The following is a 20696-nucleotide window of genomic DNA, read 5'->3' as shown; positions in this document are numbered from 1 at the left end:
TTAAGGTGAAGTAATGGATCAAGATGAAATCGACCAAGTGGTAAGTAAACAAGCGATTTTGGTCGTCGATGATAACCCAGAAAATATCCATGTTTTGACGGGGATTTTAAGGCCTTACTATAAAGTTAAAGCAGCCATCAATGGTGAACTCGCTCTAAAAATAGCGAGAGGCCAAGATAAACCTGACATCATTTTACTCGACATTATGATGCCAGGGATAGATGGTTATGAAGTCTGTAGCCAATTAAAAGCGTCGCCTGAAACATCGGAAATTCCGGTGATATTTGTTACCGCAAAAAGTGAAGTCGAAGATGAAAAACAAGGATTTTTACTTGGCGCCGTTGACTACATTACCAAGCCTGTTAGTCCTTCTTTAGTGCTTGCTCGTGTCAGTGCTCATTTAAAACTCTACGATCAAAAGCTTCACCTAGAAAGCCTGGTTCAAGAGCGTACCAGAGAGCTTGAACAAACTCGAATGGAGATCATTGAAAGCTTAGGTCGAGCCGCTGAATTTAAAGACAATGAAACAGGCATGCACGTTATTCGAATGAGCTGGTACTCAAGGTTTTTAGCACAAGCGTTAACAGAAAACCATGAATGGTCAGAACTACTCTTTAATGCTGCACCTATGCACGATATTGGGAAAATCGGTATTCCAGATCGCGTATTATTAAAACCTGGAAAGCTAGATGAAGAAGAGTGGGCAGTGATGAAAAAGCACGTCGACTTTGGGGTCGATATATTAGGCGAACATCAATCTTCATTACTGAAACTCGCATCTGAAGTGGCACAAAACCACCACGAAAAATGGGACGGAAGTGGTTATCCCAATGGGTTAAAAGGTGAAGAAATCCCTCTGTCTGCTCGTATTGTTGCAGTTGCTGATGTATTTGATGCCTTAACCTCTGAACGTCCATATAAGAAAGCTTGGTCAATTGAAGAGGCTATGGATTTACTGGAACGGGAAGCTGGCTCTCATTTTGATCCTCAGTTAATCCCGTTGTTTAAATCATGTCTACCCAGTGTGCTAGAAGTAAAAGAAAAGTACCAAGATGACCTTGATAGCGAGTCACAAATATAAGCGCTTAAATTTGATCTGGCCCCATGCTTGTGAGGTATCATTAGTGTAGAGTTATTTTAAAGTAAAAAACGGAGAGTAAAATGAAATTACTAACTAAGATCGCGATCGCTTTTAGTTTTGCCGGCATAGCAAACCTGAGCTATGCAGCTGATATCGAAGCAGGCAAAGCTAAAACTGCAATGTGTGTTGCATGTCACGGTGCAGATGGCAAATCGGTTATGCCAATTTACCCTAACTTGGCAGGACAAAATGCAGCTTATATCGAGTCAGCATTACATGCTTATAAAAAAGGTCAACGCACCGGTGGTCAAGCTGGCATTATGGCGGGTATGGCAGCAGCATTGACTGATCAAGATATCAAAAATATTGCAGCTTACTACAGCTCTCTAAAATAAAATTTATCGGGTAAGCATACATCTGGTATGCTTACTTTTTAATTCGTGCAAGGAGCCACACTTTGACTTTTCTATTCATCCTCATCGGTTTAGCCTGTGCTTTTTATGGCTACAAACAAAAAGATTCTGGTTACATCATTGTCGGTTTAGGGCTTTGTGCACTTCCTTTTTTCATCAGCGCACTGATCGTTCTTTTGGTATTGAGCGCCGTTTTATTGGTAGCCCCTAAGCTTTACAAGAAATTAGCTCGCTGATACCTTATTCGGCTTTTTTAATTTCAATAATTCTTTAGACAAAATATACAGACCTAGTCCTAGGCCAATACTCATGTACGTTATTTTTGTCCAACTCAATGCAGGGGTGGTCAAAAACATAAATAGCATCATAGCTACGCAGTAAAGGCCTGCAAGAAGGTGTGGGATAGACATACTTGGTACTCCAGATTAAGGCATAAAAAAAGGTTAGCATGAGCTAACCTTCTTCTTAATCCGACTTTAGTCTAATACCGAGTCTTATTCGTCAATTAAGCCATAGTCTTGACGTAAAATATCGATAATCTCAGCTTTAGGATTATCAGATAAATGTAATTTCTGGCCCGTGATTTTCTCAGCAATCGCCGTGTAAGTTTCTGATACTGCCATTAAGACACTTTCTGGTAATGCGTTATCTCTTGCTAATGCTTCACGCTCATCCATTCTGTCTTTGTTAAGAAGAATATCAGGATCAGGGAAGTGGCTAAGTAATAATTGACGGAACCCTTCTTTAGAGTTTTCTACTACTTTTCCATCTCTGTATTGAGGGCCATCCCAAATGCGAGAAGAGTCAGGTGTGCCGACTTCATCCATGTAAATGAGTTTTTCTTGGCCTTTACTATCGGTCACGTAACCAAACTCAAATTTAGTATCAACAAATACTTGATCCAGCTTTGCTAATTCACCACTGATAACGTCAAAACCTTCTTTAAGTAACTTTTCGTATAAGCCTATATCTTCAGCAGCAGAGAAGTTAAAGGCCGCGAAGTTATCACTGATGTCTTGGCGAGTAATATTGACATCATCCACTTCAGGTACGTTAGGAATACCTTTTAAAATACCTTTTGTTGATGGTGTGATCAGTAATTCCGGCAGTTTTTGATCTTTGGCTAAGCCTTCTGGCAATTCAATGCCACAGAAGTTTCTTTCACCTTTTTCATAAGCACGCCACATAGAACCTGTGATGTATTGACGGCAAATTGCTTCAATCATGACTGGCTTTGCTTTTTGTACAATCCAAACGAACGGGTGCGGAATATCGAGAATGTGGCTATCAGCTAAGCCGTTTTCTTTGAATAACTTAAACCAATGGTTCGAAATTGCATTTAAAGCTGCCCCTTTACCCGGAACACCTTTTAAACCGCCTTCGCCATGCCAAATGCAGTCAAAAGCAGAAATACGATCACTGATCACCATGATTGCTAGAGGGGCATCGGCTTTGACATCGTAGCCTTTTTCTTTGATTAGACGAGCGCTGTCCGCTTCTGTAAGCCAATAAACGGAGCGAACTTTACCACTATGTACAGGTAAATCAGTACGAATGGGGAGGTCGTTATTGACCGCTAAAACCTTATCGGCAAGACTCATTGCAATGTCCTATAGTAAACAAAGGTGAAATTTTAATAAGCGCGCTATTCTACAGAGATTTCAAAATACAGTATAGTGTTTGCTTGAGATGTTAGAGACTAACCACGTAATTTCCTGGATTCATGAATAAACTACTTATATTTCTTCTCAGCTTATCGCTACTAGCAAATGCTTACTTGGCTCATCGGCTGATGAATCAGCAGGCCGTTGTTTATTTACCAGAACAACCTGAGGCCAGTCAGCAGCATCGTGGAAGCTTGTTTCGCAAGTCTGAGCAACACGCTACGAATCCATTATTTAGCGATGATTTACTCGCTAGCCAGCCCAAAACTCAGCCCGCTATATCAAATTGGCAAACGAATAATCGCAGACAAGCTGAAAATAAAGGGGATGATCCGCTTGCGCAAATAGCGATGCGTTTTTTTCAACGTCATGACTTTTACAATGCGGTTGATGCCTATGAGAACTTATTTTATCGAGATGAATTAGAGGCAAACCAGGTTAAGCAAGTATGGCGAAAGCAGCTCGAAGCTTGGTTACTGAGCCGCGAATATTGGTTAATTGAGCAATTTAATCAAGCGTATTTAGCGAGGTTTAATAGTGATACCGTATTTATGCAGTTTGAAGCAGAACGTTTATTGGCCGCAGGGCAGACACTACTGGGATTAACTTGGTATTACGAGATGCTGATTTACAGTGATAAAGAAACTCAGCAAGCCGCTTGGCGCAACCACATCGATACCATAGCTGAGGCCAGTATCATCGAATACATTGATAAAAAACAATGGCCTAAGTTACTTGAGTTTAGTGATGCATTACTACAACAAGATACAGATAACCCGCTTTTTATCGCAGCTTATGTCAAAGCGTTAGCCCATGATGGTCAGTTCCAGCAGGCTTGGGCACAGCTTGAAAGCCTCTTCTCTTATCCTGATTACCAAGGCCAAGTCAAAGAGCTTGAGAGCTTGCTTAAACGGCTCGAAAAAGGCGGCCAGGCGGTTGCGTTAAAACGAGCTGGCACGCACTTTATCGTAAAAGCTAAAGTAGATGGGGTAACCGATCTCGATCTAGTTTTAGATACTGGCGCATCAATTACTGCAGTATCTGAATCGGCTTTTGAAGATATTCGCTATTATTCAGATGTTGAATACCAGCAAGATATTCGTTTGAACACTGCTGGTGGCTTAGTGAGTGCCCCCATTTATAAAGTCAGACGTTTTTCTGTTTCCCAGTATCAATTAAATGATTTTAGTATTGTTGTGATGCCACTTGAGAATATGCAATCGGACGGCTTACTGGGGATGAATTTTTTATCTCGTTTTCGCTTTGAAATAGATCAGGCCAAAGCGAGCTTGTACCTATCTGGTCGAGATTAATTGTCCGTATTTAGCGATTCTTTGGGTATAATGCGCGAAAATTAATATTCGGTGCTGCCTTTTGTCTGAAAACTCTGCTGTAAATGCTTTTAAAAAGCTGCGTCATGAACGCCTGAAAGAATCATCTCGCCCATTTAATGCCAGAGGCAAGCTATTAAAGCGTTGCCCTGAGTGCCAATTAGGTGAGCATGTTTGCATTTGCGGTTACCAAGTTAAGGCCGAACTCAATTTTGACTTTGTGTTATTGATGCACAGAGATGAAATTTTAAAGCCAACCAATACGGGGCGGCTAATTGCCGATCTCTTCCCTGAGCAAACTCATGCTTGTTGCTGGCATCGCACTGAGCCGAGTGCTGATTTACTGGCTATTCTAAATGACCCTAAACGTCAGTGTTTAATTGTATTTCCAGCTGAAGCTACCGAAACACGTGCTGTGTATTCAAGTTTTGATGCACTGGCTCCTAAAATAGAAACCGATAAAAGACTGACATTTATTTTATTAGATGGCACTTGGAAGCAAGCTAAGCGTATGGTGCAACTTAGTCGCTACCTTGATACGGTTCCTGCATTTAGTTTTGATATTAATAATGCAGGTGAATACGCAGTAAGAAAAGCATTGAAACCAAACCAAGTTTGCACAGCAGAAGCTGCATCTTTGTTAATTGAGCAGATGAAAGAGCCTGATAACGCCCAATTATTGTTAGACTATTTTACTGTATTCAACCAGCATTACGCGTCTTGTCGCAATGCGCAACAGGTAACCCCTGGCCCTAGCCATGCAAATTTACTGGCACAAAAAAATAAATAATGAGAGAGAACAATGACGTTAAATGACTTTTTAGCAAAATTAAATGATACACCTGAGTCTGTTGAGTTTACCGATACAATGGCCGTGATTGATAGCCAGTATCGCTTTACAGAAACGGCGTTTAAAAACGGCGAAACTCAAAATGAAGCGGGTCAGAACAATGGCTCTTGTAAGTTATTTGCTTTTGCACAATTAAATCAATTATCGGTTGAGCAAACATTAGCGTGTTTTGGACAGTATTACCGCGTTGATGTATTAGCTCATCCAGAAAATGATGATCACCAAAATATTCGCAATTTTATTAAATTTGGTTGGCAAGGCATTGTATTTGACGGTGAAGCATTAACTGCAATCTAATAGCGTATTAGCAAATATCACGGTATTGAAACGAAAAACGCCAGCAAAAGCTGGCGTTTGGTTATCTGGAGAAAAAACAACTTAGGTTAGTTGCATACCTTGTACTTTTTCATGAGCAATTTCAGGGGTTGTTACCACTGGCTTTTGGTGTTTATCAGCATTGAGCGCGCCTTTGCGATGAGATAATGCGTTATCAAACTTTTTAGCGGCTTTAGCAATTGCAGGGTAAAGAATTTTGTCCTCTGCGTGTACAGCGATTTGGCTGCCTTCGTAATTAGCTGAGATCTCGACTTGCTCCATTTTGTGTTCGGTGCTCACAATTACGGTTATTGAAGTTAAACTATTGTAGCGTTCTGCTGTTTTTGAAAATTTTTCCTCTACATGCTCTCTAATGGCATCTGTAACATCTTTGTGGTGACCAATAAGATTTATTTTCATAGCTTTTCCTTCTTTTGTTTTCAATATTAAGACTAGTCTGCAATTAAATAGTTCGCCTGTATTTCAGCGTTTTTTCGTAAAAAAACTGACTTTTTTTGGCTTAGATCAAACTAGTTGTTTAAATGCTAAACAAAGTGGTTATTTTATCATCAAGTTCTCGCTGCATAGGTGATTAGCAGCGAGTCCTTAATTAAGACATAGGGGCGTTTTACGCGGTATCAAGTAGTACTTCATTTTCTAAAATGCTGGATTTTAGAATGTAGCCTTTACCTCTCACCGATGTAACGACTTGTTTGTTTATGCCGACGCGATTGAGCTTTTCGCGAATACGTGAAATGGAAATGTCTACACCTCGGCTAATACCATCGTAAGTAATGCCTTTTAACGTGATATAAATGTTATCTCGGGTAACCAGCTCATTCTTTTGCAATGCTAAGTAAAATAGCAATTCAAACTCTTCATTGGTGAGTGGCACATCTTGTTCAAAGAACTTGCATTGATAGCTCTTCTTATCAATGACTAGGCCGCCAATTTCAACTCTATTCTGCTTATCCACTTGTTCCTGTGGCATTGGCTCTAACAAGCGCTTAATGCGTTGGTAAAGTACTGAAAACGGAGCTGATTTAGAAATAAAGTCATCTGCGCCTAACTTAAAACACGTCACTTCCACTTCTGGTGAATCTTGAGCTGTTAAGAAAAGCACCGGACCTTTGTAAAAGGTTTTAAGGTCGGCGCACACCGAAAATCCTGAACGGTTAGGCAGGCCAATATCAAGCAATACACAATCAGGTGCATGGCGAATTAGCATTCTCATAACCGAGTCACCTTTGAAGGCTTGATATACAAGATAACCTTTTTTCTCCAACTGCTTGCTTATTGCTGTAGAAATAATTTTATCGTCTTCGACTAAGAGTATTGATTTCATCTTAATTACACCTCAACTCTGGTTGTATCTATATAAATCTTATTTACTGTTACTAATTTATTAGAGTGTTTCTTGTTTGTATGGTTCATGTATCACACTGTAAATAAAGGTAAAGTTTGAATGCTTATTGAACAAAATCGAGTTCGGGCATTTCGAGCTGCTCAGCGAGTAAGGCGAGGTTAGTCGCTTGTTGCTCATCGAGCTTGGCATCCAAAGCAATCAGGTTTCCTTTACAAAAATCTGCGGCATCAATGACTTGTGCTTTAGACCAATTGGGTGGCCATGCGCAGGTTAAGCACTGAATAAAGGTATTGAGCAAAAACTCATTTTTACTTAACAGTGTTAAGTGCTCGGCCAATTTGGCGCTGGCTTCGAGGTATTGATTATCCAAAATGAGCTTTTTAATATCGGTCGTTAAATGACGGGTCGCGGTTTGTTTGCGTTTGATAACTTGCTCTAAGTAATCAACATACGCAGCCAAACAAACAAAACTAAAAATCTGTGATTGATACTCTTTACTGCCTTTGAGCAGTTTAGTTTTCTCAAGGGCTGAGTCTAACTCACCTAGTGCAAGTAAGCACTTGATATAGTCCAACTTTTCAATAAGCGATGAGTGGTACTGAGCATACTGATCTGAGTATAAACTGGCGTGGTACTCTTCTAATAAACCATGTGCTTCATGGCCTTTTTTATTTAAAGCCGCAATTCTTGCTTTAGCTACAAGTTCATAAGGGTGAGCCTGGTTAGTCGCGTACTTGTAATGGTAGTTTCTAAGTTTTTCTTTTAGTTCTGCGTCATTGGGCTGGCATGCTTGGTTGTCAGCAAATTGAACTTGATCAAGTAATAAACTAATGCACAATCGGGTTAAATTAATATCATGACGATAAACCAATTGCGCATTGTCATCGGCCGCAAGCGCCGAGTGACAAGCATTGGCTAAATTAAATTGAGCTAGATTTATATAACTGCACTTTATTTGCCTGTGGATGTGCTGAGGGTTAACGTTTTTAGCAAACTCTATATGTGTTTTCGCTTTGTCCAAGTCGTCTTCATACAAGGCTATTTCGGCGAGTAGTTCTTGTGCGGTACCTGAGTGAATAGGGTGCTCAGCCATAGGTTTGAGTAACTTTTTGGCATGGTCATAATCACTTTGTTTGATAAGTAATTCGATGAGCTTTTTTGCACAGGGGAAGTAGTTTTCAATCAATTGAGGTTGATTAAGCGTTTCAATTGCTTCGTCTATTTGATCAATGTTCTCTTGGCTTTTGGCCAATAATAAACTGGCCTCATTCATCAAACTTGGCGCTTGTTTGATCAGCGTTTTTGCACCGGTAATGACTTTGGTGAAATTGCCTTCTGCATAGGCAATTTTCAGTTTGGTTAATCCTTTTTTGTGTTTAAGTAATCTTGGGATCCTCGACTCTAACATCGCAAAGCTAAGTGGTTTGATAAGGTAAGCATCGGGAGCTAGCTCAGCAAACTTTCTGACGACGGGGCGAGATGAATCACCTGTTGCAATAATAAAAACAGTATCGGGGCTGATGAGTTCAATTTCTCTTGCTTCATCAAAGTAATGATAGCCATTGGCGCCTTTACCTAGGTTGTAATCGCAAATAATTAACGCATAAGCACGTGTCTGACTCAGTGCCAAAGCGGTTTTAACATCTGCAGCAACATCTATGTTGTCACTGAGAAAACCGAGTTTAGTCAATGATGATTTAGTACTTGTCCTGACTAACGGACAATCATCAATGATTAATGCCAGTGCATTAGAGAAAGTATTAAACTGCATACTTCGTCCTTATCTTTTATAGCCCTTCGAAAACACCTTTGCATTGTCGCCAATGCTCAGTGTGATTTGTGATATATTGAAGCCTAATACGCCAAGTCTACTTGGCGTGATTGTGGAATACCTATTTGCTTTGTGCTGCCCAATATTGGCCAGTACTGACAAAGTGCGTTTCTAACGCGTTGTTAAAATGTATCCACTGACCCACATTTACCGTTTCTCGTGGCTAAAATATATTCTGTGCCGAGTATAAAATAGATTTAGTTGGACAAAAGTTAAGTAGTGTAACGACTTTGTTTCGCTTCTTGTAACGGGTATGTAAATTGATAAGAGGCGTTGTAAGCTAATTTTTTATGATAGAAAAACTCATTGATTCTGATCGCCATTGGATGGAACAAGCATTGCTATTAGCCGATAAAGCAGAAGCGCAAGGTGAAATCCCAGTCGGTGCAATTGTCGTTCACAACGAACAAGTGGTTGGAGAAGGGTGGAATCAATCCATCACGCTAAACGACCCATCGGCTCATGCAGAAATGATTGCAGTTAGGCAAGCAGGTAAGCGATTAGGTAATTATCGACTTATCGATTGCACTTTATATGTCACCCTTGAGCCGTGTCCTATGTGTGCAGGCTTGTTGGTACACAGTCGTATTAAACGCATTGTATTTGGTGCTATGGATGAAAAGACGGGGTCGGCGGGTTCTATTATGAACTTACTACAGCACCCTGTATTAAATCATCAAGTTGAAATCACATCGGGCGTGTTGCAACAAGTGTGTAGTGAAAAGTTATCTGCATTTTTTAAACGAAGAAGAGCCGAAATAAAAGCCGCAAAAAAAGCGAAGCGTTTGCAAGAGCAGAAGTTAAAGCGTGAAGATTAGATTCAGAGTTGTTTAAGGTGGAATTAAAAAAGACGAGTCATTAGTTGGTTACTAAATTCTCGTCTTCCATAGCTAGGTTAGCGAACATTTTTCTGCGGTTAACAATACGAGTGTGCAGTTTCTTCAATAAATGTTTACGTCGCGTATTTGTTGTTAAGCGACGACGTTGTAGGCGATTCGCCATAATATAGTCCTCATGTTTTTTAATCATCCTCATTAAACGTTAGCATTGTGACAGTTTAATGAAAGTTTTTTCGGTTGGTTTTTACTCTTTTTTATCTGTGTAATTTCGCCAATATAACTTTACATTGGCCAGAGACACTGAAGGTAGGTTACTTGCTAGCTGATTGCTCAGTTATATTCTGGCTTACAGGTAAACTAGCACTGTTATCCAACCAAAGCAAAGAATCATAGTAACGACGAATATTGGCTACATAGGTCACCGCTTCATTACCGCGGGCGTAACCGTATCGCGTGGTTTTGTAATATTGCTTCTTGCGCAATAATGGCAGGTATTTCTTCACGTCGATCCATTTATCAGGTGAACCGCCTAAACGTTGCGTTAATCGACGAGCATCTTCTAAATGGCCCAAGCCAATATTATAAGCGGCTAGAGCAAACCAGAGTCTATCTGGGTTTTGAATTCTTGCTGGAATACGCTTCATCAAACTAGAGATATAACGGGCACCACCGCGAATATTTTGCTCTGGCTCTAGTCGATTGGTTACGCCTACCTGTTTAGCGGTTGGCTGGGTAAGCATCATAATGCCTCTGACACCCGTTGGCGATTTAGCTCTCGGGTTCCAATGGCTCTCTTGGTAGCTGATGGCAGCTAATAAGCGCCAATCAATGGCGTACTGCTCGGCGTATTGTTTAAACCAGTGCAAGTATTTAGGCAGCACTTTTTCGACTGAAGCTAAAAACTCTCTAGTATCCACATAGTTAAATTGACGTACATGGCCAAAGTACTTGTCTTCCAATACGGCTAACTTACCTGACGTTTGCATCTTGCCAAAGTAATCAATAAATAATGCGTAGAGTGAATCGTCCTGTGATTGCTTAAATGCCCAAGCTAATTCCTCTCCTTTTTTTAACGTAAAGGCTTTGCTTAATTCAGGATAGATACGGCGGTTGATGGCAAGGTGATTAGAATCAACGACAGTGTAGTTTATTTCGCCATTGAGCACGGCTTGCATTAATTCTTCTACATCTTGAGTGTCTGTTTTGTTCCACTCAATATTGAGTTGTTGTTTAATTTCTTCTTGGTTGAGGTATTCATCGTGAGAACTTGAGTTCACTACGGTTAAATTACCTTTTAATTGAGATAAGTTTCTCGGCCAATCATTACCTTGCTTAAAAACTACAATTTGATTGATCGTTTGGTAACTGGGGGCAAATCGCAAAAATGCTTGTCGCTCTGGTGTGACGGCCAATGCAGCGGCAATAAAGTCAAGTTGGTCGCTTTCAAGCTGAGGAAAGAGTTCGTTCATTGAATATGATGGCTTGAGATCTAACTCGACGTTTAAATAATCAGCAAAACCTTTAATCAATTCATACTCAAAACCAACCGGACCATCTTTACTTATGTAGTAAGTCGTTGGACCATAAAGTGTACCAACGGTGATCTTGCCATCTTTTTCTATTTGCTCAGCTTGATTGAGTGGTTTTTCAGCTTTACACGCAGTTAGTAAGAGTAAGCACATAGCACAAAGCCCACGGAAAAGTGCCCGCGTAAAAATTCTATCACTTTGTTTTAAAATGCTTTTTTTCAAGACAAAAATCACTGCTAAATAAATAAACCATGAAAAAGGTTATCGAATTGCCCCTTGGGGGTCAATAAAAATAGCCCCAAAGGTGCGGTTTTAACGTGTTCTTGCTGCGTTTGTTTTTTGAACTTTTGCGACTGTTTTGGGGATATATTTTTTATTTTGTTGCACAAGTCGCAATCAGTTTGAGTTTTCTCTATAATATGCCACCTTAAATTGACCCTATTAGTTTTCATTTCAAGGTGATTCTACTTATGGAAATCCTTCGTGGTGCCCCAGCCCTTTCTAACTTCCGAGTTAATCAACTTTTAGCAAGCTGCAAAGAGCAAAATATTCCAGTAACAGGCTTTTACGCTGAATACGCGCATTTTGCTGATTTATCAGAGAATTTAACTGCTGATGAGCAAGCTAAATTAGACAAGCTTTTAACTTATGGTCCGACGATTGCTGAGCATGAGCCAGCGGGTACATTACTTTTAGTAACACCACGTCCGGGTACAATTTCACCTTGGTCTTCAAAAGCGACCAATATTGCTAACAACTGTGGTTTAACAAAAGTTAAGCGCGTTGAACGCGGTATCGCTTATTACATCGAATCAGCAAGCGAATTATCTGATGCGCAATTAACAGCGGTTAAAGCGTTAATTCACGATCGCATGATGGAAGTCATCTTCACTGACTTTGCCTCCGCCAGTGCATTATTTGCCAAAGCGGAACCTGCGCCACACACATCAGTTGATATTTTATCAGGTGGCCGTGAAGCATTAGCGAAAGCCAATATTGAATTAGGCTTAGCGTTAGCAGAGGATGAAATCGATTATTTAGTTGAAAACTTCAACAAGTTAGGTCGTAATCCAAACGACATCGAATTATACATGTTCGCGCAGGCGAACTCAGAGCATTGTCGTCATAAGATCTTCAATGCCGATTGGACAATTGACGGTGAAGACCAGCCTAAGTCATTGTTCAAAATGATCAAAAATACAATGGAAACGAACCCAGATTATGTAACCTCTGCTTATAAAGATAACGCAGCGGTTATGGTCGGTTCTGAAGGCGGTCGTTTCTTTGCTAACCCAGAAACAGGTGTTTACGATTACTCAAACGAGCAAATCGACATCTTAATGAAGGTTGAAACACACAACCACCCAACTGCTATTTCTCCATTCCCAGGTGCAGCAACAGGTTCTGGTGGTGAGATTCGTGACGAAGGTGCAACAGGTCGTGGTTCTAAACCAAAAGCTGGTTTAGTAGGTTTCACTGTATCTAACCTTAAAATTCCTGGTTTCGAACAACCTTGGGAAACAGACTTTGGTAAGCCAGAGCGTATCGTTTCTGCATTAGACATTATGCTTGAAGGCCCATTAGGTGGCGCAGCATTTAACAACGAATTTGGTCGTCCAGCATTAACGGGTTACTTCCGTACTTACGAAGAAAAAGTAAACAGCCACAACGGTGAAGAAGTGCGTGGTTACCACAAGCCAATCATGCTTGCTGGTGGTTTAGGTAACATTCGCCCAGAGCACACGCAAAAAGGTGAAATCCCTGTCGGTGCTAAGTTAGTAGTACTTGGTGGTCCTGCGATGAACATCGGCCTTGGTGGCGGTGCAGCATCTTCAATGGCATCGGGTCAATCGGCTGAAGATTTAGATTTTGCTTCAGTACAACGTGAAAATCCAGAAATGGAACGCCGTTGTCAGGAAGTGATCGATAAGTGTTGGCAGTTAGGTGATGAAAACCCAATCGCGTTTATCCATGATGTGGGCGCAGGTGGTTTATCAAACGCTATGCCTGAGCTAGTAAACGACGGTGGTCGTGGTGGTATCTTCGAATTACGTGATGTACCAAACGATGAGCCGGGCATGTCACCATTAGAAATTTGGTGTAACGAATCGCAAGAGCGTTATGTATTAGCTGTAGCGCCAGAAAACTTAGCGAAATTTGAAGAATTATGTAAGCGTGAACGCGCTGAATATGCAGTTATCGGTACGGCGACAGAAGAGCTTCACTTAACGCTGAACGACGAACATTTCGACAATCAGCCAATCGATTTACCGCTTGATGTATTACTGGGTAAAGCACCTAAAATGCACCGTGATGTTAAATCGCAATACGCTGAAGGTCAGCCATTAAACACAGCCGATATCACAGTTGAAGATGCAGCTAAGCGTTTATTGCGCTTACCAACCATCGCTGAGAAAACTTTCCTTATCACTATCGGTGACCGTTCAGTAACGGGCATGGTATCGCGTGACCAAATGGTTGGTCCTTGGCAGGTACCAGTAGCAGACGTTGCAGTAACAACGGCTGCATTAGATTCATACCACGGTGAGGCAATGGCAATGGGTGAGCGTACACCAGTTGCATTACTTAACTTTGGTGCATCTGCGCGTTTAGCCGTAGCTGAATCATTAACGAACATTGCAGCAGCTGATATTGGCGATCTAAAACGCATTAAGTTATCAGCTAACTGGATGTCAGCAGCTGGTCACCCAGGTGAAGATGCCGGTCTTTATGAAGCGGTTAAGGCTGTAGGTGAAGAGTTATGTCCAACATTAGGCTTAACGATCCCTGTTGGTAAAGACTCAATGTCGATGAAGACGAAGTGGCAGCAAGACGGCGAAGAAAAAGACGTGACTGCACCATTATCATTAGTGATCACCGCTTTCGGTCGTGTTGAAGATGTACGCAAGACAGTCACACCACAACTTCGCACAGATAAAGGCGATAGCCGTTTATTATTAATCGACTTAGGTGCGGGTAAAAACCGTTTAGGTGGTTCTTGTTTAGCACAGGTTTACAAGCAATTAGGTGAGTCAACACCAGATGTTGATAGCCCAGAAGCATTAAAAGGCTTCTTCAATTCAGTACAAGCATTAGTCGCTGATAACAAGTTATTAGCTTACCACGACCGTTCAGACGGTGGTTTATTCGTAACATTAGCTGAAATGGCCTTTGCGGGTAAGACAGGTGTGAGTGTTGATATCGCTGAATTAGACGACTTAGCAATTAACTCACTATTTAGTGAAGAGTTAGGTGCGGTTGTTCAGGTTAAAGCGGAAGATTTAGAGGCTGTTAACGCTGTATTTGCCGAGCACGGTATCAGCGACTTAGTATTCGATATCGGTACGTTAAACGATGAAGATACAATTTCAATCGTTGAAGGTGAGAATGCCGTATTAACTGCACCTCGTAGCGAATACCGTCAAATCTGGGCAGAAACAACACATAAGATGCAATCTTTACGTGACAACCCAGAGTGTGCACAGCAAGAGCACGATGCTAAAGCAGACGTTAAAGACCCAGGTTTACACGCAGAATTAACTTTCGATATTAATGAAGATATCGCTGCACCATTTATCGCTAAAGGTGCTAAGCCACAAGTTGCGGTATTACGTGAACAAGGTGTTAACTCGCACGTAGAAATGGCAGCGGTATTTAACCGTGCTGGTTTTGAAGCGATTGACGTTCACATGAGTGACATCTTAGAAGGTCGTATTACCTTAGAGCAATTCCGCGGCTTAGTTGCTTGTGGTGGTTTCTCTTACGGTGACGTTTTAGGTGCCGGTGAAGGTTGGGCGAAATCAATTTTATTCAACGACAAAGCACGTGAACAGTTCCAAACATATTTTAACCGCGACAACACTTTCTCATTAGGTGTGTGTAACGGTTGTCAGATGTTATCGACATTAAAAGAGTTAATCCCAGGTGCCCAAGAGTGGCCACGTTTTGTACGCAACTTATCTGAGCGTTTTGAAGCGCGTTTCAGCATGGTTGAAGTACAAGATTCTAACTCTATCTTCTTCGATGGCATGAATGGCTCACGTATGGGTATTGCCGTCTCTCACGGTGAGGGTCGTGCCGAGTTTAAAGACCAAGCACACTTCGATGCGTTCAATAAATCAGGCGCAGTCGCTTTACGTTATGTGAATAACTACGGTCAAGTAACTGAAACTTACCCAGCTAACCCGAACGGTTCTCCAGAAGGTATCACAGGTGTAGTTTCAGCAGACGGTCGTGCTATGGCGATGATGCCTCACCCAGAGCGTGTATTTAGATCGGTAACTAACTCATGGAAACCAGATGAGTGGTTAGAAGATTCGCCTTGGGTACGTATGTTCCGCAACGCTCGTAAATTCACAGGTTAATCGTCGTATTTGACGTTTATACGGCATTGTCGTCGTTTATCGCCCTAGTTACGTAGGCAAGCTACGCGCCTAGGGTCTCAAAACTCGACGGCTTTGTCTAAACGCCAACTACTTGATTAACAAGCAAGATTTAAAAAGCCCCGTTAGTGAAAGCTAACGGGGCTTTTTGTTATTTAATTAACTTATCCGTTAAACAAACCTGTGAAGCAATTAACATTTTCTATTGTTTATTTTTTATAAGTTATTCGATTGTTAAAACTCTGTTGGAGGGAGCTTGTTCCTCTTTGTTAAGGAGATTGGATAGGGTTTTAACGACAAAGCTGTTAGTTGCAACATGCAGGTAAACAGCAAGAAAGTAATAACGGAATAAAAAATAATAACAGGGTACATATGAAACACTACACATCTATTCTCGCGGCCGGTGTGGCTTTGGCGGGTACTTCATTTATCGCCAATGCTGGCCTTTCATTAGATACTTCGTTTGGCGATCAAGGTATTGCCACTATCGAGGGAATTACGGCTCAAGACTCACAGGCCATTGAGGTTTTAGCTGACGGCACTATTTTATACGCCACTGATACCCAAAAAGGGGTAATGACGCTGGTTAAATTTGACCAATCGGGTCAGCCAATCGCGGGTTTTGAAGCCACAGCAGATTTGGGGCATATGCAAGTCATTAGCGGTATGGAAGTTGCTGACGATAGCGGTCTGATTTTTGTCAGCATTCAAGGGCCAATTGCTAGTTATATCTATAGCTTTAATGCCGATGGTACTGCTAATACCGATTTTGCTGATAACGGTGTTTATACTTTTCAGCTTGACCCTATTGGTAATGAAATTAACGATCTCGCCATTTATCAAGATGCGCTTTATTTTACCGGCGAGGTTGATGGTCATGCTGGTTTTGATGATTTCTTTTTAGCGAAAATGGATTTAACGGGTCAATACGACAACAGTTTTGGTGATAATGGTTTAGCGGTTTTAGAACTCGCCGCTGACGGTTACCCTGATTCAGGTAAGGGTATGGCGATTGTTGCTTATCAAGATGCTATTTATGTTGCTGGTGCCGGATTAAATAACCCAAGTTTATATAAGTTTGATACTAACGGTAATTTGGTGTTTGGCTCACATTTTACTCATGGTGAGCAAAGCTTAGGTACGCTTTACGATCTAGCTATTAATGAACAAGGTGTGATGTTAGCAACCGGTTTTGGTGGCAGTACCTCACATACCCCAGGTTTAGTATTAACTGCAATGACATCGGGTGATTTAATCGAAAGATATGATGCTTTACCTGGTATTGATCATAGAGATATTTTTTATGCAAGCACGGTTTTAGATAATGGTTTATTTGTCGTTTATGGCAAACCATTTATCGGTACTGAAGCTCCTTATATGCGTGTTTTTGATGGTAATGCCAACTATGTCGCTGATTTAACTGAGCCTGCCGATCTTGATGATTATTTTGCCAATATGTACCCAATTGGTGAAATGATCACAAGTTATAACAATCAATTGATCATGGCTGGTCAATATGGCGGTACGGTTAGATTGCTTAAATTTAATGGCATTGCCAGCGATGGCTCAACACAGGCTGTACTTGAAGGTATTTCATTTACTTACCAAGAAGATGTTGAATTAAATACACTGATTACGTCAGAGCCAGTACAAATTCAATCTGAAATTTCGGGTAGCTGGCAAGCCTCTGTTGATTTAGGTGAGATTTCAACTAGTAGCACAGCCAGTTGTAGTGCTGACTTACAAACTTGGTCGCAAAGTATTTCCGTTAATACAGGCGATTATTTATGTGTTCGTCACATTAGCCGCGATGATTATTTTGCCAGCCAAACCAGTATTATTCGTTTTGGCGATGAGGCAACAACTGATTTTTGGAGTGTGACTGTGCAGCAACCCGAGCAGGAAACACAAACCGAATCAGAGACAGAAACTACAACTGACACCACAACAGCAACTGAGTCTGAAACAGCTACAGAGAGTGAGACGCAGAGCAGCTCCGATAGTAGAGATACAGCTCGAGCAACGAGTTCTGGTTCTTCGGGTGGTGGCTTGGTTAACTTATGGAACCTACTCGCATTATTTGCTTTCATAACAATACGCCGGAAAAAGGTTTAATCGGCCAATAATAATGCCTGACTAAGCTCAGGCATTTTCTTATGAGTAGTCGACACTTTATCGACATTCACTTCTTTAAGCTTTATCTCGATTTTGAGTAACGTCTTTAAAGGAGCCCATGATGAAATTCTCAAAAACTGCTGTTGCTTTAGCTTTAACATTTGCCTTAGCTGCCTGTGGTGGAAGTGATAATAACAACAATAAAAATAAAACCCCTACGCCTGAACCAACACCAACCCCAGTTGGACAAATAGAATTAGTTGCACCTAATTTAGAGCAAGAGTTGGTTGAAGACTTTCCTGTTGCACTCTATGTAACTTATCCCACAGGTGAGATGCCTATAACTCAAGTCACTAGTCTCGATGTCAATGCACCCGATGTGGATGTTTTTCAACAAGGTATTGAATATGGAGCAATTGATGCAGCGTCTATGGAGTTGTTTTATCAGAGCTTTGATACCCAAAGCGATGTTCTCAATGCAGTAGATGTGGAGCGCCAAGAAGATGTTTATTGGTACGTAACCGGTGGTGATGGGCTCGATATTGTCGATCAGGTCAATCAAACTCATGTAAATTTTAGTTTTGAATCGGCGAGCTTGACCGAGCTTGCGGTACCTGAGGTGGGTAACTTTGCTTGGCTTTATGACAGTAATGCGCATCAGTTGGTTTTTTTTGATACTGATACTGAGATAACCCTTTCGTTTGACTTAATCGGAGACATGGCTATTTACGGTTTAGCCATTCAAGAAGAAAGCTTAGTGTTATTAGGTCAAGACTCTACGGGGTTTAACGTTATGCATTATCACGTTAATTACGGCGAAAACTTGGTCATTGAGCATCAAAAATCTTGGTATTTAGCAGGTTTTGAAGGGGTTGAGTTTACTGATGTCAGTTTAATGCCAGATGTCGAAGTCGTGGTCAGCACCAATGCCCAAGAAAATAATATTTTTGTTGTGGCCGATCGCTCTGAGCTATTGGGGCAAGGTCCAATTGAAGATAATGGTGAACTTGATTTAGTTGCTCAAGTTGCCATGCCCGATAGCATTAAACAGCCTTCTGGCCTTTGGCAGCAAACTGATGGCGGTTGGTATGTCATTACTGACCAAGCGGAAACCTTCATTCTTGATGCCGAACTCAACCTACTAGAGCAAGTCGACTTAGTATTTGAGTCGATTAATTGTAATCAGGGCTGTACTGAAGCGATTGTGGGCGGTGATGAGATCTTTTTTGCCTTAACCGATGCAGGGTTAGTAGGGGAGTTTAGGCGCACCGATGGTGTCTATTCGCTCTATGCTGAACATTTTGTAACGGCTACAGATGAGCAAGGTGATGCATTATCTTTCTCGGGGATGGCTTTTGATGATGCTAGCCAGCAGTTTTTCTTTGTATCTGATTCCGACAATGAAAACGAAGTTGATCAGCTTATTGTTGTCGATAGCGCATTTAATGTCGTCAGCCAAACATCTCTGAGTTATTTTGATGAAGTTGAGGGCAGTATTTATGAATATGATGCTCAGGGTGTGCAATTTTATCAAGGTGATATTTTTGTTATTTCAGAGCGTTATACCAAGTTATTGCAAATTAACATGGCGGGTGAAATTCTGGCAGTATTTGATTAGACCCTGAGTTAATTGCCAGCCCAAGTGATTTTTATATCGCTGACGATTTAATTTATATTGTGGGTGATCACGAAAATGATGAGCCAACACCACCGTTATCAGTGTTTGAAATTGAGTAAGGCTTGATTTGAACTATTAGGTTAGTGACAACAGTGCGGCAACGAGTAAATCGTTGTCGTACTTTTGTGAATCTGGATCTCTGATTAATCGAGTATCAATTAATTTGATACCGTAATCTTTCAGTGCCTTTCTGGGGATACCGCCAGGGTATTCACCGTATTTACTATCGAGTAAAACAAAGCTGATCAACTGATTATTCTGAGCGGGTTTATCGAGTTTCGACTGCATTGCGGTCAATAATCGTGTGATCATATCTTCAAGCGTTAAACCTAAAGTTTCAGGATCATTTCCTAAATTAGGAATAAACACTTTGGCATTCCCATTGTTTACAATGGCTTGTGAAACGCCATACGGCAATAAGTTAGCGATAAGGCTCGAATAAAAACTCCCTGGTGGGTAAATAATGAGCTCGGCTTTTTCAACTAACTTTTTATTCTTTACATCTAGCTGGGTTTGAACCGTTTCACCTTGAGTGAGTGATGAAACGAGCTCGACATTTTCAATCGGACTGACAATCGGGGATACTTCTTTGCCTGTTAGATTGTGCTGGCCAATGATTTCTTGGCCATTTTGTAGGTAAGCAGCTAAATGCAGGTCGGCTGTAGTAATTAATCGTACAGTACCCAGTACATTGGCAAGTTTGGTAAATTGCCTAAGGACGGCTCCGAGCTTTCTATCATTGGCTAGGTAGCCACCAGTTAATACTAAATTACCGATACTGGCACCTCTTAAATCAAAGTGCCCAGGCATGTGCTGTAAAAAGTCGTTCAAGTGCTGCGTGATCACTTTGCGCATTTTAGGCGCAATATCACTGATCAATATATCTCGGCCGCTGGCAATACCTTCTAGTCGGCTTTTTAAATAGTCTTGTGATTGCTCTGGGTCAAAGCGATAGCTAAACAGGTACTTAACACTTGCATGGCCCAGCAAAGAATTGTCGGCCAGTGCCATTAAACGATTGCGTAAATCGCCTACTGCCGGCATATCAAATGTTTCACGTAATTTAGCTGAGCTGCCACCTGAGTCAAAAGGCGTAACAAGGTGAACGCTGTTGTGTGTATAAGTTTTTAATAATTGGCTAAATTGATTAAGCGCCGTGCCACCACTAAAAAACAGCAGATTAGGGCCAAGCTCGGGGTTTTTCTGATAACGCGTAATACGGGTTCTATCAGGCAGCTGAGCAAGACGTGAGATTGTAACTTTAGCCATATAGTTCTTATAAATATTACAATTAGCTATAGA

General features: G+C 41.2%; 17 protein-coding genes. 10 read left to right on the top strand and 7 right to left on the bottom strand.

What is annotated here, in order from left to right:
* The first annotated feature begins 13 nt into the window (after positions 1 to 13).
* From HR060_RS01450 to HR060_RS01440, 3 genes are all read left to right on the top strand, one after another.
* Positions 14 to 1081 carry a response regulator gene (locus tag HR060_RS01450; protein WP_174198478.1) on the top strand — a complete coding sequence of 356 codons (1068 nt, stop codon included), beginning with the start codon at positions 14 to 16 and terminating at the stop codon, positions 1079 to 1081.
* Between the two features lie 80 nt (positions 1082 to 1161).
* Entirely contained in the window at positions 1162 to 1476 is a 315-nt protein-coding gene (locus HR060_RS01445) for a c-type cytochrome (RefSeq protein WP_174198477.1), read from the top strand.
* A gap of 62 nt (positions 1477 to 1538) precedes the next feature.
* A complete protein-coding gene (locus HR060_RS01440) occupies positions 1539 to 1730 on the top strand; it encodes an amino acid transport protein (RefSeq protein ID WP_174198476.1) in 192 nt (63 codons plus the stop codon).
* 258 nt (positions 1731 to 1988) lie between these two features.
* On the opposite strand, the gene HR060_RS01435 is transcribed toward HR060_RS01440, so the two are convergent.
* Positions 1989 to 3095: a phosphoribosylaminoimidazolesuccinocarboxamide synthase gene (locus HR060_RS01435; protein WP_174198475.1), complete on the bottom strand. Its 1107-nt coding sequence runs from the start codon at positions 3093 to 3095 to the stop codon at positions 1989 to 1991.
* Positions 3096 to 3217: 122 nt separating this feature from the next.
* Between HR060_RS01435 and HR060_RS01430 the strand changes: the two genes are divergently transcribed.
* From HR060_RS01430 to HR060_RS01420, 3 genes are all read left to right on the top strand, one after another.
* Positions 3218 to 4471 carry a retropepsin-like aspartic protease family protein gene (locus HR060_RS01430; protein WP_174198474.1) on the top strand — a complete coding sequence of 418 codons (1254 nt, stop codon included), beginning with the start codon at positions 3218 to 3220 and terminating at the stop codon, positions 4469 to 4471.
* A 61-nt stretch (positions 4472 to 4532) separates the two neighbouring features.
* Positions 4533 to 5279, top strand: coding sequence for a tRNA-uridine aminocarboxypropyltransferase (locus HR060_RS01425; RefSeq protein WP_217434841.1), 747 nt, complete (start codon positions 4533 to 4535; stop codon positions 5277 to 5279).
* A 12-nt stretch (positions 5280 to 5291) separates the two neighbouring features.
* Positions 5292 to 5636 (top strand): HopJ type III effector protein, encoded by a 345-nt coding sequence (locus HR060_RS01420; RefSeq protein WP_174198473.1) that lies wholly within the window; start codon positions 5292 to 5294, stop codon positions 5634 to 5636.
* 81 nt (positions 5637 to 5717) lie between these two features.
* Here HR060_RS01420 and hpf read toward each other — a convergent pair whose 3' ends face one another.
* The 3 genes from hpf to HR060_RS01405 all read right to left on the bottom strand — a co-directional run bounded on the left by hpf (position 5718) and on the right by HR060_RS01405 (position 8791).
* A complete protein-coding gene (hpf, locus tag HR060_RS01415; protein ID WP_174198472.1) occupies positions 5718 to 6074 on the bottom strand; it encodes a ribosome hibernation-promoting factor, HPF/YfiA family in 357 nt (118 codons plus the stop codon).
* Between the two features lie 208 nt (positions 6075 to 6282).
* Positions 6283 to 6999, bottom strand: coding sequence for a response regulator transcription factor (locus HR060_RS01410; RefSeq protein ID WP_174198471.1), 717 nt, complete (start codon positions 6997 to 6999; stop codon positions 6283 to 6285).
* Between the two features lie 124 nt (positions 7000 to 7123).
* Entirely contained in the window at positions 7124 to 8791 is a 1668-nt protein-coding gene (locus HR060_RS01405) for a response regulator (protein WP_174198470.1), read from the bottom strand.
* A gap of 350 nt (positions 8792 to 9141) precedes the next feature.
* Between HR060_RS01405 and tadA the strand changes: the two genes are divergently transcribed.
* A complete protein-coding gene (gene tadA / locus HR060_RS01400) occupies positions 9142 to 9669 on the top strand; it encodes a tRNA adenosine(34) deaminase TadA (RefSeq protein WP_174198469.1) in 528 nt (175 codons plus the stop codon).
* A 40-nt stretch (positions 9670 to 9709) separates the two neighbouring features.
* Here tadA and HR060_RS01395 read toward each other — a convergent pair whose 3' ends face one another.
* A complete protein-coding gene (locus HR060_RS01395; protein WP_174198468.1) occupies positions 9710 to 9853 on the bottom strand; it encodes a hypothetical protein in 144 nt (47 codons plus the stop codon).
* A 148-nt stretch (positions 9854 to 10001) separates the two neighbouring features.
* Positions 10002 to 11372: a membrane-bound lytic murein transglycosylase MltF gene (mltF, locus tag HR060_RS01390; RefSeq protein WP_174198467.1), complete on the bottom strand. Its 1371-nt coding sequence runs from the start codon at positions 11370 to 11372 to the stop codon at positions 10002 to 10004.
* Positions 11373 to 11689: 317 nt separating this feature from the next.
* On the opposite strand from mltF, the gene purL reads away from it, so the two are divergent.
* The 3 genes from purL (at position 11690) to HR060_RS01375 (ending at position 19334) form a co-directional block, all read left to right on the top strand.
* Complete coding sequence (purL, locus tag HR060_RS01385; RefSeq protein ID WP_174198466.1) at positions 11690 to 15583, top strand: phosphoribosylformylglycinamidine synthase; 3894 nt, start codon at positions 11690 to 11692, stop codon at positions 15581 to 15583.
* 390 nt (positions 15584 to 15973) lie between these two features.
* Positions 15974 to 17716, top strand: a complete 1743-nt coding sequence (locus tag HR060_RS01380) for a hypothetical protein (RefSeq protein WP_174198465.1) — start codon at positions 15974 to 15976, stop codon at positions 17714 to 17716.
* 118 nt (positions 17717 to 17834) lie between these two features.
* Positions 17835 to 19334, top strand: a complete 1500-nt coding sequence (locus tag HR060_RS01375; RefSeq protein WP_174198464.1) for a hypothetical protein — start codon at positions 17835 to 17837, stop codon at positions 19332 to 19334.
* A 135-nt stretch (positions 19335 to 19469) separates the two neighbouring features.
* Here the strand turns inward: HR060_RS01375 and HR060_RS01370 are convergent, their stop codons facing one another.
* Complete coding sequence (locus HR060_RS01370; protein WP_174198463.1) at positions 19470 to 20663, bottom strand: GAK system CofD-like protein; 1194 nt, start codon at positions 20661 to 20663, stop codon at positions 19470 to 19472.
* Positions 20664 to 20696 lie beyond the last annotated feature (33 nt).

It is taken from the genome of Marinifaba aquimaris (genome assembly GCF_013328345.1).
In the GTDB taxonomy this organism is placed as follows: Bacteria; Pseudomonadota; Gammaproteobacteria; order Enterobacterales; family Alteromonadaceae; genus Marinifaba; species Marinifaba aquimaris.
Note: the sequence above shows the minus strand (reverse complement) of the source record. Positions and strands in the feature narration are given on the sequence as shown.

What these genes read in the sequence shown, in the direction of transcription:
- HR060_RS01450 (WP_174198478.1), top strand. Translation starts at nt 14, where the DNA reads ATGGATCAAGATGAAATCGACCAAGTGGTAAGTAAACAAGCGATTTTG.
- HR060_RS01445 (WP_174198477.1), top strand. Translation starts at nt 1,162, where the DNA reads ATGAAATTACTAACTAAGATCGCGATCGCTTTTAGTTTTGCCGGCATA.
- HR060_RS01435 (WP_174198475.1), bottom strand. Translation starts at nt 3,095, where the DNA reads ATGAGTCTTGCCGATAAGGTTTTAGCGGTCAATAACGACCTCCCCATT.
- HR060_RS01430 (WP_174198474.1), top strand. Translation starts at nt 3,218, where the DNA reads ATGAATAAACTACTTATATTTCTTCTCAGCTTATCGCTACTAGCAAAT.
- HR060_RS01420 (WP_174198473.1), top strand. Translation starts at nt 5,292, where the DNA reads ATGACGTTAAATGACTTTTTAGCAAAATTAAATGATACACCTGAGTCT.
- hpf (WP_174198472.1), bottom strand. Translation starts at nt 6,074, where the DNA reads ATGAAAATAAATCTTATTGGTCACCACAAAGATGTTACAGATGCCATT.
- HR060_RS01410 (WP_174198471.1), bottom strand. Translation starts at nt 6,999, where the DNA reads ATGAAATCAATACTCTTAGTCGAAGACGATAAAATTATTTCTACAGCA.
- HR060_RS01405 (WP_174198470.1), bottom strand. Translation starts at nt 8,791, where the DNA reads ATGCAGTTTAATACTTTCTCTAATGCACTGGCATTAATCATTGATGAT.
- tadA (WP_174198469.1), top strand. Translation starts at nt 9,142, where the DNA reads ATGATAGAAAAACTCATTGATTCTGATCGCCATTGGATGGAACAAGCA.
- HR060_RS01395 (WP_174198468.1), bottom strand. Translation starts at nt 9,853, where the DNA reads ATGGCGAATCGCCTACAACGTCGTCGCTTAACAACAAATACGCGACGT.
- mltF (WP_174198467.1), bottom strand. Translation starts at nt 11,372, where the DNA reads ATGTGCTTACTCTTACTAACTGCGTGTAAAGCTGAAAAACCACTCAAT.
- purL (WP_174198466.1), top strand. Translation starts at nt 11,690, where the DNA reads ATGGAAATCCTTCGTGGTGCCCCAGCCCTTTCTAACTTCCGAGTTAAT.
- HR060_RS01380 (WP_174198465.1), top strand. Translation starts at nt 15,974, where the DNA reads ATGAAACACTACACATCTATTCTCGCGGCCGGTGTGGCTTTGGCGGGT.
- HR060_RS01375 (WP_174198464.1), top strand. Translation starts at nt 17,835, where the DNA reads ATGATGAAATTCTCAAAAACTGCTGTTGCTTTAGCTTTAACATTTGCC.
- HR060_RS01370 (WP_174198463.1), bottom strand. Translation starts at nt 20,663, where the DNA reads ATGGCTAAAGTTACAATCTCACGTCTTGCTCAGCTGCCTGATAGAACC.